This window comes from Salinimicrobium flavum (assembly GCF_042684505.1).
GTDB lineage: Bacteria > Bacteroidota > Bacteroidia > Flavobacteriales > Flavobacteriaceae > Salinimicrobium > Salinimicrobium flavum.
Genome location: NZ_JBHULT010000006.1, coordinates 798,903 through 813,969 on the forward strand (window position 1 = coordinate 798,903; position 15,067 = coordinate 813,969).

The 15,067-nt window shown below is 42.9% G+C and carries 14 protein-coding genes; 4 read left to right on the top strand and 10 right to left on the bottom strand.

Features of this window, described 5'->3' with window-relative positions; all coding sequences use genetic code 11:
- Window positions 1-64: 64 nt before the first annotated feature.
- The 3 genes from ACFSTG_RS07070 to pyrH all read right to left on the bottom strand — a co-directional run bounded on the left by ACFSTG_RS07070 (window position 65) and on the right by pyrH (window position 3,937).
- Window positions 65-2,485, bottom strand: a complete 2,421-nt coding sequence (locus ACFSTG_RS07070; RefSeq protein WP_380750215.1) for an efflux RND transporter permease subunit — start codon at window positions 2,483-2,485, stop codon at window positions 65-67.
- 143 nt (window positions 2,486-2,628) lie between these two features.
- Window positions 2,629-3,183, bottom strand: coding sequence for a ribosome recycling factor (gene frr / locus ACFSTG_RS07075; RefSeq protein ID WP_380750218.1), 555 nt, complete (start codon window positions 3,181-3,183; stop codon window positions 2,629-2,631).
- 46 nt (window positions 3,184-3,229) lie between these two features.
- Complete coding sequence (pyrH, locus tag ACFSTG_RS07080) at window positions 3,230-3,937, bottom strand: UMP kinase (RefSeq protein ID WP_380750221.1); 708 nt, start codon at window positions 3,935-3,937, stop codon at window positions 3,230-3,232.
- A 148-nt stretch (window positions 3,938-4,085) separates the two neighbouring features.
- Between pyrH and ACFSTG_RS07085 the strand changes: the two genes are divergently transcribed.
- Window positions 4,086-4,451, top strand: a complete 366-nt coding sequence (locus ACFSTG_RS07085; protein WP_380750224.1) for a hypothetical protein — start codon at window positions 4,086-4,088, stop codon at window positions 4,449-4,451.
- A 187-nt stretch (window positions 4,452-4,638) separates the two neighbouring features.
- Here the strand turns inward: ACFSTG_RS07085 and tsf are convergent, their stop codons facing one another.
- The 4 genes from tsf to rplM form a co-directional block, all read right to left on the bottom strand.
- Window positions 4,639-5,463 (bottom strand): translation elongation factor Ts, encoded by an 825-nt coding sequence (gene tsf, locus ACFSTG_RS07090; protein WP_380750227.1) that lies wholly within the window; start codon window positions 5,461-5,463, stop codon window positions 4,639-4,641.
- A 90-nt stretch (window positions 5,464-5,553) separates the two neighbouring features.
- Window positions 5,554-6,459 (bottom strand): 30S ribosomal protein S2, encoded by a 906-nt coding sequence (gene rpsB / locus ACFSTG_RS07095; protein ID WP_380750230.1) that lies wholly within the window; start codon window positions 6,457-6,459, stop codon window positions 5,554-5,556.
- A gap of 166 nt (window positions 6,460-6,625) precedes the next feature.
- Window positions 6,626-7,012, bottom strand: a complete 387-nt coding sequence (gene rpsI, locus ACFSTG_RS07100) for a 30S ribosomal protein S9 (RefSeq protein ID WP_380750233.1) — start codon at window positions 7,010-7,012, stop codon at window positions 6,626-6,628.
- Window positions 7,012-7,467, bottom strand: coding sequence for a 50S ribosomal protein L13 (gene rplM / locus ACFSTG_RS07105; protein ID WP_380750236.1), 456 nt, complete (start codon window positions 7,465-7,467; stop codon window positions 7,012-7,014). The genes rpsI and rplM overlap by 1 nt, the downstream gene beginning before the upstream one ends.
- A 352-nt stretch (window positions 7,468-7,819) precedes the next feature.
- On the opposite strand from rplM, the gene ACFSTG_RS07110 reads away from it, so the two are divergent.
- Window positions 7,820-8,422 (top strand): hypothetical protein, encoded by a 603-nt coding sequence (locus ACFSTG_RS07110; protein WP_380750239.1) that lies wholly within the window; start codon window positions 7,820-7,822, stop codon window positions 8,420-8,422.
- Window positions 8,423-8,718: 296 nt separating this feature from the next.
- Here ACFSTG_RS07110 and polA read toward each other — a convergent pair whose 3' ends face one another.
- Together polA and ACFSTG_RS07120 are read right to left on the bottom strand one after the other, a co-directional pair.
- Entirely contained in the window at window positions 8,719-11,550 is a 2,832-nt protein-coding gene (gene polA / locus ACFSTG_RS07115) for a DNA polymerase I (RefSeq protein WP_380750242.1), read from the bottom strand.
- Between the two features lie 80 nt (window positions 11,551-11,630).
- A complete protein-coding gene (locus ACFSTG_RS07120; RefSeq protein WP_380750245.1) occupies window positions 11,631-12,602 on the bottom strand; it encodes a N(4)-(beta-N-acetylglucosaminyl)-L-asparaginase in 972 nt (323 codons plus the stop codon).
- A 171-nt stretch (window positions 12,603-12,773) separates the two neighbouring features.
- On the opposite strand from ACFSTG_RS07120, the gene ACFSTG_RS07125 reads away from it, so the two are divergent.
- Together ACFSTG_RS07125 and ACFSTG_RS07130 are read left to right on the top strand one after the other, a co-directional pair.
- On the top strand, window positions 12,774-13,997 hold the full coding sequence (locus ACFSTG_RS07125) for a metallophosphoesterase (RefSeq protein WP_380750248.1): 1,224 nt from the start codon (window positions 12,774-12,776) through the stop codon (window positions 13,995-13,997).
- An 84-nt stretch (window positions 13,998-14,081) separates the two neighbouring features.
- On the top strand, window positions 14,082-14,378 hold the full coding sequence (locus ACFSTG_RS07130; protein WP_380750251.1) for a thioredoxin family protein: 297 nt from the start codon (window positions 14,082-14,084) through the stop codon (window positions 14,376-14,378).
- Here ACFSTG_RS07130 and ACFSTG_RS07135 read toward each other — a convergent pair.
- Window positions 14,375-15,040, bottom strand: coding sequence for a polysaccharide deacetylase family protein (locus ACFSTG_RS07135; protein ID WP_380750254.1), 666 nt, complete (start codon window positions 15,038-15,040; stop codon window positions 14,375-14,377). The two genes, ACFSTG_RS07130 and ACFSTG_RS07135, sit on opposite strands and share 4 nt — an antisense overlap.
- Window positions 15,041-15,067 lie beyond the last annotated feature (27 nt).

Here is a 15,067-nt window from a genome sequence, read left to right on the forward strand (position 1 = left end):
AGCTTAGCAAGTAAATGAGTTCTTCAAAATTCTATAAAAATTATTCCGGAAAATACCTTTTTTACTATTTTTTGGGATCTTCTTCTTCCTCATCTTCAGGAAAGGAATCTTCTTCGGATATAATATCAATGGCTGGCTCTTTAAGAACTTCCTTATTTGCAATTTCCTTCTCCAGGGAAAGAAGCAGGGCGGGCAGCAATAACAGGTTGGAGAGCATGGCAAACAGTAAGGTGGCCGAAACCAGTCCTCCCAGTGCCACGGTACCTCCAAAACTACTGATCATAAAAACCGAGAATCCGAAGAAGAGCACGATAGAGGTATAGAACATACTTACTCCTGTTTCCCGAAGAGCGGCATAAACAGAGCGTTTTATCTTCCAGTTGTTGGCCTTGAGCTCCTGTCTATATTTAGCCAGGAAATGTATGGTGTCGTCTACAGAGATCCCAAAAGCAATACTGAATACCAGGATGGTAGAGGGTTTGATGGGTACCCCCAGGAAGCCCATCATCCCCGCAGTAACCAGTAAGGGTAATAGGTTAGGTACCAGGGAGATCAGGATCATTCGCCAGGATTTGAACATCCAGGCCATAAGCAAAGCGATGAGGAAAATGGCAAGGCTTAGCGAGATCACCAGGTTCTTCACCAGGTAATTGGTCCCTTTCTGAAAAATGAGGGCCTTCCCGGTCATCTCGACCGAATAACGGTCTTCAGGAAAGATCTTATTGATCTGTGGCCACAGGTCTTCCTCGATCCTTTCCATCTCTTTTGTGCCTATATCTTTCATGAAAGTGGTCATCCTGGCATAACGGCCGGTACTGTCAACATAAGTGCTCAACAAATTTCCGTCCTCCCCGCCTAGACCCTTTGCATAGGGTAAAATGAAGTTCTGTTCCTGGGAAGTGGGCAATTGATAATATTTTGGGTTCCCATTGTAATAAGCCTGTTTGGAATATTTCACAAGGTTCACTACAGAGATAGGTTTTGACAGTTCCTCCTCTTCTGAAAGGCGCTCCTGCAGCTGTTCCATTTTCTTTAGAGTGGTGAGCTTCATGACCCCTTTTTCCCGTTGAGTATCTATAAGGATCTCCAGGGGCATCACCCCGTCAAATTCATCTTCGAAGAATTCTATATCCTTAAAGAAGTCGGCAGATTCCGGCATATCTTCCAAAAGGCTGCCTGAGATCCTGATGTTGAAAATGCCAATTATACTAACCGCCAGAAGAATGACTGAAATAATGAAAATGCTGATCCTGTGATGTCTTACCATTCGTTCCATCCAGTCTACAAAACCTCCTATCCACCGTTTGTTCAGGTGTTTGAGGTGTTTTCGCTTCGGAACCTTCATATAACTGTAAGTGATCGGGATGATCAATAGGCTTAGGATGAAGATGGCGAAGATATTAATAGAAGCTACAATACCGAATTCTGTCAGCAAAGTACTGTCAGTAAGAATAAAGGTTGCGAAACCTGAAGCAGTGGTAAGGTTGGTCAATAAAGTGGCATTTCCAACCTTGGTGATTACCCGCTGCAGGGATTTGGCCTGGTTGCCATGTTTCTTGATCTCCTGCTGGTATTTATTGATCAGGAAGATACAGTTGGGTATCCCAATCACGATGATCAACGGCGGAATTATAGCGGTAAGCACTGTTATTTCGTAATGAAGCAGGCCAAGTACCCCAAATGCCCACATTACCCCAATAATCACAGTGACCATCGAAATTATGGTAGCCCTGAAAGACCTGAAGAAAAAGAAGAAGATAAGGGAAGTTACCAGCAGGGCAGCTGCTATGAAGAGTCCTATTTCATCTATGATGTTCTGGGAATTGAGCGTCCTTATGTAAGGCATCCCTGAGACATACACATTGAGCCCTTGTTCCTTCTCAAAATTCTCTACCAGCGGAATAAGTTCTTCCACGACGAAGTCACGCCGAAGCTCTGAATTCACGATGTCTTTATGGAGATAAATGGCCGTTTGTACGGTATTGCTTTTTTTGCTGTAAACCAGCCCCTCGTAAAAAGGAAGTCGTTCAAATAGTTCCTCTCTGTATTCTTCTACCTTTACACCGTCCGGGTTAGGCTCAGTAATGAAAGGGACCATTTCAAACCTTCCGGGATCTTCAAATTTTTGAAGTTTTTTAAGGTCACCTAATGAGATCGTGAAATCAACTGCCTCGAAATCTTTCAGCTGTTCAGCAAGCCGGTTCCAGGCACTGAATTTCTCAGGAGTGAAAAGTGCCGGATCATTGACCGCCATCACGATCAGGTTTCCTTCTTCGCCAAATTTATCGAGGAACTGCTGATACTGCAGATTTATTTCATCATCATCTGGCAGCAGGTTTGCTTCGGTATAGGAAAATTTCATGTTCTTCCATTGGGAACCAAGGAAGACGGTAATTAGAAAGATCAATATTAGGATTAGGATCCTGTTGCGAAGGATGGTGCGTGCAACAGTATTCCAGAACTCAAAACTCAGAAACTTGGACATTCGTTAGAAATCAAGGCTGCAAAGGTAAGAAAGACTGTTCACTTTCAAGAAAAACGAAGGGGAAGAAATAGGCCGGAAAAACTGTTTTTTAAGTGCAAAAAAAGCGGCCGGGAGCCGCTTTAGGATTATTTGATCTGGAGTGATCACACGGTCATTATCTCTTTTTCTTTAACGGCCAGGATCTTCTCGATCTTCTCGATGTAAGTATCGGTTAACTTTTGAATATCTGCTTCGGCTATTTTCGTAAGATCTTCAGAAATATCCAGTTTTTTGATCTCCTGGTTTGCATTTTTTCGGTCATTACGTACACCTACTTTAGCATCTTCAGCTTCAGCTTTAGCCTGTTTGGCAAGTTCACGCCTGCGTTCCTCTGTAAGCGGCGGAACGTTGATGATCACGCTGTCACCATTATTCATGGGATTAAAACCAAGATTTGCCTGCATGATCCCTTTTTCAATAGCGGTGATCATATTCTTTTCGAACGGCTGGATGCTTAAAGTGCGCGCATCGGGGGTGTTCACATTGGCTACCTGGTTAAGAGGGGTAAGGCTTCCATAGTAATCTACCCGAACGCTTCCCAGCATGGCCGGGGTGGCTTTACCTGCCCTGATGTTCAATAATTGCTTTTCCAGGTGCAAAATGGCGTTTTGCATGGCCTCATTTGTGCTGTCAATAATAAAATCTACTTCGTCGTTCATTTTTTTAAACTAATTTAAAAACTGATTTTCAAAATGCAGACCGGGATCATAAATTGACCTTGGTCCCTACGTTCTGTCCGGTTACCACTTTTTCAAGATTTCCGGGTTTATTCATATCAAAAACTATGATGGGTAACTTATTCTCCTGGCTTAGGGTAAAGGCAGTGGTATCCATTACCTTGAGTCCTTTTGTCAAGACATCATCAAAGCTAATAAAGTCAAATTTAGTGGCTTTTTTATCCTTTTCAGGATCTGCCGTATAGATTCCGTCTACACGGGTTCCTTTAAGGATCACATCTGCCTGGATCTCAATGGCCCTCAGGACTGCTGCAGAATCTGTAGTGAAGTAAGGATTCCCCGTACCTCCGCCAAAGATCACTACGCGACCTTTTTCGAGGTGACGCATGGCTTTACGTCTAATGAAGGGCTCTGCAACTTCGTTGATCTTAATGGCAGACTGCAACCGGGTCTCAATACCGGCATCTTCCAGAGCAGATTGGAGTGCCAATCCGTTAATTACGGTGGCCAGCATTCCCATGTGGTCTCCGGTTACCCGGTCCATTCCCTTACTGGCTCCTGCCACACCTCTAAAGATATTTCCACCTCCTATAACTATGGCTACTTCAACCCCTTTGCTGGTGACAGCAAGGATCTCCTTTGCGTATTCTGCCAGCCGTTCGGGATCTATCCCGTATTGGCGATTACCCATAAGGGCTTCTCCTGAAAGTTTAAGTAAGATCCTTTTGTAGTGCATGTATAAATTTTGAATGGGTTGTGCAAAACTAATGAAATTATTAATGTGATATAGACGGCAAAAAATATAATTGGTACCCACCAGGAGGGAGGCGGGAATTTTATACTTTTATTAACGGAAAATGACGTTTCCGAAGTAAAACAGGATTATGAAAAAAGTATTTATTTTTAAAGGTTTCTTGTTAATGATACTCGTTACGGTGACTTCTTGTGGAAGTGATGAACTTGTCGAAAAAAACCTGCGGGGGGAATGGATAGAAGTAACGCCGGTGGAAGATCGCACTACCCTCATCTTTACGGCAGAGAACCTGATGAGCAGGATAGACGGTGAAGGTAACCAGGAAAATTATACCTACAGGATTGACGGAAATGCTATTTTCTTAAGCCTCGCCGGACAGCAGGGAACCACAGAACTGTATTTTAATAAGATCGAACCGGGAAGGTTCAAAATAGGTAATCTGTACCTTTCTACTCCTGAAAGTGATGAAGTGATCATGGTCTTTGAAAGGATTTAAAGAAGAACCAAGATCGCTGCGCGGTTTAAAAAGATTCAAGACCACTGTGCTTCAAGAATCAAGATCCAGAGCTTTTTCTGGATTTAATCCTTTCGGGGTTCCAAACCCTGAAAGGGTTGATTAAAGTACAAACAAAAAACCCGCTCCTTTTCAGAAGCGGGTTTTAATATGATTTTTTCCGAAGAAATTATCCTAAAGCAACTCTTTCAAAAGCAACAACTTTAAGGTTTGCATCTTCAGACTTCACGTATTCAGCAACAGACATTTTGCTGTCTTTGATGAAATCCTGGTTAACCAAAGTGTTGTCTTTAAAGAAACGCTTGATCTTACCTTTAGCGATATTGTCTAACATTTCTTCAGGCTTACCTTCCTGTCTTAACTGATCTTTAGCGATCTCGATCTCTTTCTCGATGATAGACTGGTCAACACCTTCTTCATTAAGGGCAACCGGGTTCATGGCAGCAGCCTGCATAGAAACGTTCTTGGCTACCTCTTCAGCGTTGGCTGTCTTTGCAGAAAGACCTGTAAGAACAGCGATCTTGTTACCGGCGTGGATGTAAGACCCAACGAAAGGAGCCTCAAGGGTTCTGAAGTCACCAATCTCGATCTTCTCACCAATTACTCCGGTTTGCTCAGTCAATTTATCCTGAACTGTGATCCCTTTGTAATCCTTTGAAAGTAATTCCTCTTTAGAGTTGACATCCATAGCAAGATCTGCAAAATCTTTTGCCAGTTGAATGAAAGAGTCATTTTTAGCAACGAAATCTGTCTCACAGTTAAGAGATATTATTACACCTCTGCTGTTGTCTGCATTTACGTTAGCGATCGCAACTCCTTCAGAAGATTCTCTGTCGGCACGGTTAGCAGCTACTTTTTGACCTTTTTTACGAAGGACCTCGATAGCTTTATCGTAATCTCCTTCAGCTTCAACTAGTGCCTTTTTACAATCCATCATACCGGCACCGGTAGCTTGTCTTAATTTATTTACTTCTGCGGCGGTTATTTTAGCCATAGTCTTAAATGTTTTATTGAATGAATAAGTCGTTTAGCTAATTTGCGGAGAAAGAAACTAAACGACTCATATGATTAACTGTATGTCTTACTATTCTTCTTCGCCTTCGTTAGAACGTGATTTTTCCAAAGTCTCTTTTTTAGACTCCAGTTTTACGTCTTCCTGAGCTTCCTTCATATCTTTCTGATCCTGGGGATCTGTAGAAGGAACTTCAGTTTCTAACTTTGGCTTTCTTTCTCTAGTAACTTTTTTCGGCTTGTCTTCAGCTGGAGAATCCTCTTTAGAATCCTCTTTATCCTTTCCGGCTTTTCTGTCAGACAATCCTTCTACTATAGAATCTGCAACATAAGAAACAACTTTGCTGATTGATTTTGAAGCATCATCATTTGCAGGGATCACATAATCCACATCTCTTGGATCTGAATTGGTGTCGACCATTGCAAAAATTGGAATGTTTAATTTTTGAGCTTCTTTAACCGCGATGTGTTCACGAGTGATGTCTACCACGAATAGCGCACCCGGTAGGCGGCTCATTTCAGAAATAGAACCTAAGTTTTTCTCCAACTTAGCTCTTAAACGATCTACTTGTAAGCGTTCTTTTTTAGAAAGGGTGTTGAAAGTACCGTCTTTCTTCATTCTGTCAATAGAGGCCATTTTTTTAACGGCTTTTCTAATGGTGATGAAGTTGGTCAACATACCACCAGGCCATCTTTCTGTGATGTAAGGCATGTTAGCTCTTTCGGCTTGTTCAGCAACGATTTCCTTTGCCTGTTTCTTGGTAGCTACGAAGAGTATTTTTCTACCGCTGGCTGCGATCTTTGCAAGGGCCTCTCCGGCTTCCTGCATTTTAGCAGCACTCTTATAAAGGTTGATGATGTGAATCCCGTTGCGCTCCATGTATATATAGGGAGCCATGTTTGGATTCCATCTTCTTGTGAGGTGTCCAAAATGTACACCTGCATCAAGTAATTCTTTTACTTCTACTTTGTTTGCCATTTTTGTAATAGTTTACGTTCTGTTGAGATAGCAACCCACAGGTGGCTACTTTCATAGTACGGCCCTGTGCGTTTAGATGCTAAACTAACCCCTGAAACCAGTTCAGGTTAACAACAAAAATCTTATGTTTAAATGAACTTTTTGGTGCCTTACGCACCAGGTAATATTAACGTTTAGAGAACTGGAATTTCTTACGAGCTTTCTTCTGACCGAATTTCTTACGTTCAACCATTCTTGGGTCTCTGGTAAGCAGGCCTTCAGGCTTAAGAGTAGTTCTGTTCTCAGCATCCAACTCTACCATTGCTCTTGACAATGCAAGGCGAATAGCTTCAGCCTGTCCCGTGATACCACCACCGTAAACATTGACTTTGATGTCAAAGTTCTCGTTGTTACCGGTAAGGTTAAGCGGCTGTCTCACTTTGTACTGAAGTGTGCTTGTAGAGAAGTAATCCTGAACGTCTTTTTTGTTGACAGTGATGTTTCCGCTTCCTGAAGAAAGGTACACCCTTGCAACTGCCGTTTTTCTACGGCCAATTTTGTGAATAACTTCCATTACTTAAGATCGTTTAAGTTAATAGTTTTTGGTTTTTGCGCTTCCAGATCATGGGTTGATCCCGCAAAAACTCTTAGGTTACGGAAAAGATCAGCTCCAAGTTTGTTCTTTGGAAGCATTCCTTTTACTGCATTTTCGATAAGTCTCTCAGGACCTTTACCAAATAATTCCGAAGCAGTTAAACTTTTTTGACCCCCAGGATAGCCGGTGTGGCGAATGTACTCCTTAGAGTCCCATTTCTTTCCTGTTAAGTTGATCTTTTCAGCATTGATAACAATTACGTTATCTCCGCAATCAACGTGTGGGGTAAAATTCGCCTTGTACTTCCCTCTCAGTAGTTTCGCAACTATAGATGAAAGGCGGCCAAGGGCTTGTCCTTCAGCGTCTACAACAACCCAGTTCTTATTGACTGTAGCTTTGTTGGCAGAAACTGTTTTGTAGCTTAATGTGTCCACACTAATTAAATTTACTTAATAATTAAACATTCCATTCCCTGCATAAAACAGGGGTGCAAATGTACAATTATAAATTTATATTACAAATGGCAAATCATTAATTTGGAGGAGTAAAAGAATCTGATTTTCAGGCTGCTCCATTTTGGCTGAAAATCTCCGGTTTTGCTCCTGTTAACTTTCCGGAATTCTGCCCTGAATTGACCTGCTTCCCCACCTGTTCTTGTTCCCTTAATAGTCTATTTTATCGACGAAATACATGTAATACCGACTAATGGGAAAATAAGTGTTAAAAAATTATTAAAATAAATTTTCCTCTCCTACATTTGTACCCTCAAAATGAATGACTTAACCTATGAAGAAAATTTTACTTAATGCAGTGGCCGGAATTATGATGGCGCCACTTTTTATTGCATGCTCGGCAGATGAAATGAGCAGCGACGTTAATGAATTGAATGTTTCAGGAACCGCAAGCGGGGAGGATGTTCAGATAATGACCTCAGATCTGGTGGGAATCTGGAACATGTATTCCATGTCTTCTTTGGAAGACACCGTAGATTTTGATCAGGATGGAAATTACACCAATGATCTTTTAGAAGAAACAGATTGTTTTGATGCCATGTATTTCGATTTTGAAAATACCGGTAATGTGACAACCACCCAGTCCCGATTATTCTTTAGTGCTGCAACCGGGATGTTTTCCTGTCAAACCACAAAAAATTATTCTGCCACTTATAGTGTAGAGGAAGGGAATATCCTTACCATTAACTTTACGGTAAACAATGTTGATTACACAGAGACCAGATCGATCTCTCTTTATACAGAGAACGGAATTCAATTTTTAAAGGTGACCCTTACAAAAGCTGAAACCAATGCTGCTGTTTATGTAGCTCCCGATCCCGGGAACACGGTGGCCTCAGAGATCCAAAAGATCGAAATGATCTACAAAAAACAATAAGACTTTTTTTGCCCCCCGCAGTGATTGAACCCCTGAAACCTACTTTCAGGGGTTTTTTGTTTTGATATAAGAATGCAATCTGGCAGGATTGATTTGCCTTGGGCTCAGCCCGCGGTTCATATGAAGGAATAAATAAGGATATTATATCAGCATCGGCCGTCCCTACGGCATTTTAAATCTGACACCTCTTATTTCCACGGAATAAATTCCGGGGCTATGGATGTTTTCGTGCCGCTGGCACCTGTACAATTTCGAAGGTTTAATCTCACATCTAAGATCTCACGTCTATAGTCTATCTAATGTGCCTCCAGCCAATTAAGGCCTACTCCCAACTCTACTTCAAGCGGGACCTCCATTATAAAGGCGTTCTCCATTTCTTTTTTCACCAGTCCTTTGATCTCCTCTAGTTCAGGTTTGTAAACATCGAACACCAGTTCATCATGTACCTGAAGCAGCATTTTTGTCTGGTATTTACCTTCGTTTAGTTTTTTATGGATATTGATCATGGCCAGCTTGATGATATCTGCGGCACTTCCCTGAATGGGGGCATTCACGGCATTTCTTTCGGCCGCACCCCGCACCATCTGGTTTTTTGAGTTGATATCTCTTAAATATCTTCTTCTTCCCAAAACCGTTTGGACATACCCGTGTTCCCGTGCAAAATCAATTTGCTCGCTAATGAAGTTGCGCAGTTTTGGATAAGTCTTATAATAGGTGTCGATAAGTTCTTTGGCTTCACTTCTCGAAAGGTTGGTCTGGTTGCTAAGGCCAAACGCAGAAACCCCGTATACAATGCCAAAGTTTACTGTCTTGGCGTTGCTTCGCTGCTCCCTGGTTACTTCATCTATTGGCACGTTGAAGACGTGGGCCGCGGTAGAAATGTGGATGTCCTGGCCTTCTTTGAAAGCTTTGATCATATTATCTTCCTTGCTAAGGGAAGCTATGATACGCAGTTCTATCTGAGAATAATCTGCAGCCAGCAATAGATGATTTTCGTCCCTGGGTACAAAAGCCTTTCTTACCTGCCTGCCCCTTTCGGTCCTGATAGGAATATTTTGCAGGTTTGGATTGTTGGAACTAAGCCTTCCTGTAGCAGCGACCGTTTGCATATAATCTGTATGAACCCTGCCGGTAGTTTCATCCACCTGCATAGGTAAAGCATCTATATAGGTGTTTTTCAGTTTAACGAGTCCGCGGTAATCCAGTACCTGTTGCACGATCTTGTGCTGGGGTGCCAGGGCAGATAAGATTTCTTCTCCCGTAGAATATTGCCCCGATTTGGTTTTTTTTGGCTTTTCGATAAGCCGAAGCTTTTCAAAAAGGATGATTCCCAGCTGCTTTGGAGATCCAATATTAAATTCTTCTCCTGCAGTTTCAAAAATGCCTTTCTCGAGTTCGATTATATCTTTTTCAAGTTCTTCAGAAAGACTTGCCAGAAAATCTTTATCCAGCCTTATTCCCTCCAGCTCCATATCTGCCAGTACTCTCACCAGCGGAATTTCAATTTCATTGAAAAGTTTCTCTGTTTTTGCTTCTTTTAATTCGGGTGTAAAATGCTGTTTTAGCTGCAGGATCACATCGGCATCTTCCACACTGAATTCCGTTTGTTTCTCCAGGGGAATATCACGCATCGATTTCTGATTTTTGCCTTTCCCCAATAGTTCTTCAACAAAAACAGGAGAATAATTAAGGTATGTTTCAGCAAGCACATCGAGGCTGTGGCGCATATCGGGATTGATAAGGTAATGAGCCAGCATAGTGTCAAACAAAGGTCCTTTGAAACTGATGTCGTATTTCGCCAGGACCTTAATATCATATTTCAGGTTCTGGCCTACTTTTTCAATGGTTTCAGATTCAAAGAAGGGGCGCAGTTTGTCTAAAGTATCCTTAGCAGCAGTTCTTTCTTCGGGAATAGGCAGATAAAACCCTTTTCCGGCTTCCCAGGAGAAAGCAACTCCAATTATTTCTGCGGAAAGTGGATCAAGGCCGGTAGTGGTGAATTCAAAACAGACACATTGCTGTTTCATTAAATTCTGAAGGAACAGCTGCATGGCCATTCCTGAAGCCACGCTCTGATAAACATGCGGTACTTCTTTAATGGTTTTCCTGCCCGAAAAAGATTCAAGGCTCTCTGAAGCTTCCTCTCCAAATAGGGAAAATTGGCCCGCTCCTGCCGGCTGGGCCTGTGCCTGTGCCTTGGCTGTAGGGGAATTTGTTACCTGTGTAGGCCTGGCAGTTTCCTCACCTGAAAATATCTTCAGGAATTGATCTTTTAACCTGCGGAATTCCAGTTCCTCGAAGATCTCCTGAACCTTTTCTGAATCGGGTTTAGAGAGTTCATAATCCTCGGCATGAAATTTTACATCACAGTCTATCATGATGGCGGCGAGCTTTTTTGACATCCTGCCAAGTTCGGCATTGGCTTCGACCTTTTCCTTCATCTTTCCTTTAAGCTTGTGGGTGTTCGCTAAAAGCTCTTCCATACTACCGAATTCCTTCAGGAATTTTTTGGCAGTTTTTTCACCCACTCCCGGTAGTCCCGGAATATTGTCTACCGCGTCACCCATCATTCCGAGGAAATCGATCACCTGTTCAGGCCGTTCAACCTCAAATTTTTTCTGAACTTCAGGTATCCCCCAAATCTCGATCCCGTTACCCATCCTTGCCGGGCGGTACATAAAGATATTTTCTGAAACCAGCTGCGCAAAATCCTTATCGGGCGTTACCATAAAGACCTTATATCCTTCTTTTTCGGCTTGCTTGGCAAGGGTTCCTATAATATCATCTGCTTCGCAACCCGGAAGCACAACTACCGGAATATGCATAGCTCTTAAGATCTGCTGAATGTAAGGAATTGCCGCAAGAATTGGTTCGGGGGTCGCATCCCGGTGAGCCTTATAGGCTTCAAACATTTCTGTACGTGCATCACTTCCTTCTTTGTCAAAACACACCGCCAAATGGTCGGGCCGCTCCCGTCTTATTACATCAAAAAGGGAATTCATGAACCCCATTATCGCTGAAGTATCAAGGCCTTTGGAATTAACGATAGGGTTGTTTATAAAAGCATAATAACCCCTGAAGATGAGGGCATATGCATCGAGAAGGAACAGACGTTTTTGTTCAGCCATTTTTAATTTTTTGATGGGACCTCAAAACTACAAAGATATTGCCAGAAAAGAACCCGTAGATGGAGGGGAATCTGAAAAGCTTAAAGATAAAAATCACTGGAAAAGTTCACATTTTTACCCCCGTGATATTTCATGTAACTAAATCCTTCCTGTATACAATAGGAACCTACTTCCCCCTTTTTATTTACCGCGATGACAGCGGCCTGGAAGTCTTTATGATTTGGACTGCCGGCAATGATCCTTTTTATGGCTATTTCGCAGGATTCCTGTGGAGGCTTTCCCTGTCTCATGAGTTCCACCACAAGAAAACTGCTCACATTCTTCATGATGGCTTCTCCCATTCCAGTGGCCACCGCACCACCCACTTCATTGTCAAGGAACAGTCCTGAACCAATAATGGGAGAGTCACCCACGCGTCCGTTCATTTTATAGGACAGGCCGGAGGTGGTACAAGCCCCCGAAATATCTCCTTTACTGTCAATACACAGCATCCCTATGGTGTCATGATTCTCTATATTGATCAAAGGTTTGTATTCTTTTTTTTCCAACCATTTTAAATAATCTGCTTTGGAATCATCTGTAAGCAACTCCTCCTTTTTAAAACCCATTTGCTGTGCAAAACGGTCGGCGCCATCGCCCACCAGCATTACGTGAGGTGTCTCTTCCATCACCTTACGGGCCACTGCAACGGCGTGGGTATTGTTTTTTAAATAGGCTACTGCACCTGCATTGCCCCCAGGATCCATGATACAGGCGTCAAGAGTGACATTCCCATCACGGTCTGGTCTGCCTCCTTTACCTACCGTAGTGTTCTTCAGGTTGGCTTCCTCTACCATAACACCCTGTTCTACTGCATCAAGGGCAGAAGCACCGGCGGCAAGCATTTCACCGGCCTTTTGGCTGGCATTAGGAAAATTCCATGTAGCAATGGTGACAGGCTCAAAAGACATATTAAAGGGTTTTAGGTTAGAGGAGAGGAACGGGAAGGTGGACATGGCACTGAGGCCAATGCCGCTAAGACTTGTATTCAGTATGAACGTTCTTCTTTTCATTATACAACAAAAGGTAAGTTCTAAAAATAACAAATTCCGGTAAAGTTCTGGCCTTAATTTTGATCATAGGGCGTTGAGTGAATAAACAGGGTCTATGAACGCATCAGTTAAATTCACTGTAATAAAGATTTTTAACCCTTCCTTAGAAGTAACTTCGCCAAAATTTTGCCCATGCGCTGGATTGTTTTTGTGATCATTTATTTAATTCTGGATATTTATGCCTTTCAGGCATTTAAGACCATTTCCCGCTATACCTGGATTTACTATATCTATCTGTTCTTTTCGCTTCTGGTGCTGGCCAATTTGTTATACCAGTTCAATATTCCCGAGAAACAGGGATGGGCGGGAGCCAGAAGCTACTCGGTAGGGTTCTTCCTCGTTTTCTTTGTGCCAAAGCTCCTGGTGTTCTTCCTGTTGTTTGGGGAAGATCTGGTAAGACTGGTAACAGGAACAGTACACAAAATAGCCTATACCGAAAAGGATTTTTCCATTCCCTCACGTCGCAAATTCATTAGCCAGATCGCCATGGGAGTAGCGGCTATCCCCTTTGCTTCTCTGCTCTACGGAATGTACCAGGGACGCTACAATTATAAGGTCCTTAAATATGTATTGTATTTTGATGACCTCCCGGAGGCGTTTGACAAATATCGTATTACCCAGATAAGCGATATTCATGCGGGAAGCTTTGATAATCCTGAAAAGATACAATACGGTATTGATCTTATCAACGAGCAGGGTAGTGATGTCATTACCTTTACAGGAGACCTGGTGAACAATAAAGCTTCGGAAATGGAAGACTGGAAAGGACTCTTCGGAAGCCTGAAGGCTAAAGATGGGGTTTATTCGGTTTTGGGGAACCATGATTATGGTGATTATGTGGAGTGGGAGTCTTCCGCAGCAAAAAGGGAGAACCTTGAAGCCCTCAAGGAAGTACATTCCGCAATGGGGTGGAATTTGCTTCTGAATGAGCACCGATACCTTGAAAAAAACGGGCAACGAATCGCGCTGGTTGGGGTAGAGAACTGGGGTGCCGGAGGTTTTAAGAAAAAAGGAGATCTGGATAAAGCTGCCACAGCTATAGTCGATGATGATTTTAAGGTGCTGCTTTCGCACGACCCTTCTTTCTGGCAGGAAAAGATCAAAAATGATCCCAGAAAATACCATCTTACTCTTAGTGGTCATACCCACGGAATGCAGTTTGGTATAGAGATCCCGGGTTGGTTCCGTTGGAGCCCGGTACAATACCGATATGAGAACTGGGCCGGAATCTATGAAGAAATGGGTAGGTATATCAATGTAAACCGGGGATTCGGCTTTCTTGCCTATCCCGGGCGGGTAGGCATTTGGCCTGAGATTTCTGTAATTGAACTAAGAAAAGGAACTGCACCCGCATAATTCACAGAATTCCCTATATTTGAGTAAGGCTGCAGATGAAGCCCTTTCTAAAAGCTTTTTTCAGCTGCCAGTAAAATTTGGGTTATGTCAAAATTTGGTGAATTAATTGACCTGCGCATTCCGGTCCTGCTGGATTTTTATACGGAATGGAATGAAGCCTCCGTCGCTATGAATCCCGTTCTTAAAGATGTCGCTGCTGCTCTTGGAGACAAGGCTAAAGTGATCAGGATAGATGTTGAGAAAAATCAGGATTTAGCAGATGCCTTGCGGGTAAAAGGCCTGCCTACGTTAATGATCTATAAGCAAGGAGAAATGAAATGGAGGCAAAGCGGGGAGCAGGACGCAAATACCCTTATTGGCCTGCTGCAGGAATATGTTTAGGCTTCCAGCCTTTCAAAACTATATCCTTCTTTTGAAAAGTGCTCCAGGGACTTCGGAAGTGCGTACTCAAGATTTCTTCTTGCCTTCTGGCTGTCATGAAATACGATGATACTGCCGCTTCCGGCATTTTCCCGAACATTCAAGTAGCATCTCTCAGGAGAGATATTGAGGTTATAATCCATGCTTACAATATCCCACATCACGATCCTGAAACCTCTTTTTTGAAGCTGTCTTGCCTGGCTCTCCCTTATCTTTCCATAGGGAGGTCTGAAAAGCACGAGGTGTGCATCCAGATTTTCCCCCGTAGTGAGTTCCTGCCGGGGGCTGTTCCTTTCCATTATCTCCCGGGCTAAAAGTGTGTTTTCAAGATATCTTTTACCGGTGGTCTTCCATCCGTTCAAATGGTTGTAGGTATGGTTTCCTGTCATATGCCCTGCGGCAATGACCTCGCGGAAGATACCCGGATTTTTTTCCACGTTTTCCCCTATGCAGAAGAAGGTGGCTTTGGCATTGAATTGTTTAAGTTGCTCCAATACCCAAGGTGTAACCCCGGGAATGGGCCCGTCATCAAAAGTGAGGTAGATCTTTTTACCCGTTGCAGGTCCGTCCCAAACACGTTTAGGGTACAGGCGTTTGATTATGTTCGGGATCTTGACTATCATAAAACAGATCTTTTTCCCCGGGGAAGA

Excerpts from the sequence above, each read along its gene's own strand:
- ACFSTG_RS07120 (WP_380750245.1), bottom strand. The coding sequence starts at position 12,602 with ATGAAAAGAAGAACGTTCATACTGAATACAAGTCTTAGCGGCATTGGC.
- pyrH (WP_380750221.1), bottom strand. The coding sequence starts at position 3,937 with ATGCACTACAAAAGGATCTTACTTAAACTTTCAGGAGAAGCCCTTATG.
- tsf (WP_380750227.1), bottom strand. The coding sequence starts at position 5,463 with ATGGCTAAAATAACCGCCGCAGAAGTAAATAAATTAAGACAAGCTACC.
- ACFSTG_RS07070 (WP_380750215.1), bottom strand. The coding sequence starts at position 2,485 with ATGTCCAAGTTTCTGAGTTTTGAGTTCTGGAATACTGTTGCACGCACC.
- rpsB (WP_380750230.1), bottom strand. The coding sequence starts at position 6,459 with ATGGCAAACAAAGTAGAAGTAAAAGAATTACTTGATGCAGGTGTACAT.
- rpsI (WP_380750233.1), bottom strand. The coding sequence starts at position 7,012 with ATGGAAGTTATTCACAAAATTGGCCGTAGAAAAACGGCAGTTGCAAGG.
- polA (WP_380750242.1), bottom strand. The coding sequence starts at position 11,550 with ATGGCTGAACAAAAACGTCTGTTCCTTCTCGATGCATATGCCCTCATC.
- ACFSTG_RS07110 (WP_380750239.1), top strand. The coding sequence starts at position 7,820 with ATGAAGAAAATTTTACTTAATGCAGTGGCCGGAATTATGATGGCGCCA.
- ACFSTG_RS07130 (WP_380750251.1), top strand. The coding sequence starts at position 14,082 with ATGTCAAAATTTGGTGAATTAATTGACCTGCGCATTCCGGTCCTGCTG.
- ACFSTG_RS07125 (WP_380750248.1), top strand. The coding sequence starts at position 12,774 with ATGCGCTGGATTGTTTTTGTGATCATTTATTTAATTCTGGATATTTAT.
- ACFSTG_RS07085 (WP_380750224.1), top strand. The coding sequence starts at position 4,086 with ATGAAAAAAGTATTTATTTTTAAAGGTTTCTTGTTAATGATACTCGTT.
- frr (WP_380750218.1), bottom strand. The coding sequence starts at position 3,183 with ATGAACGACGAAGTAGATTTTATTATTGACAGCACAAATGAGGCCATG.
- ACFSTG_RS07135 (WP_380750254.1), bottom strand. The coding sequence starts at position 15,040 with ATGATAGTCAAGATCCCGAACATAATCAAACGCCTGTACCCTAAACGT.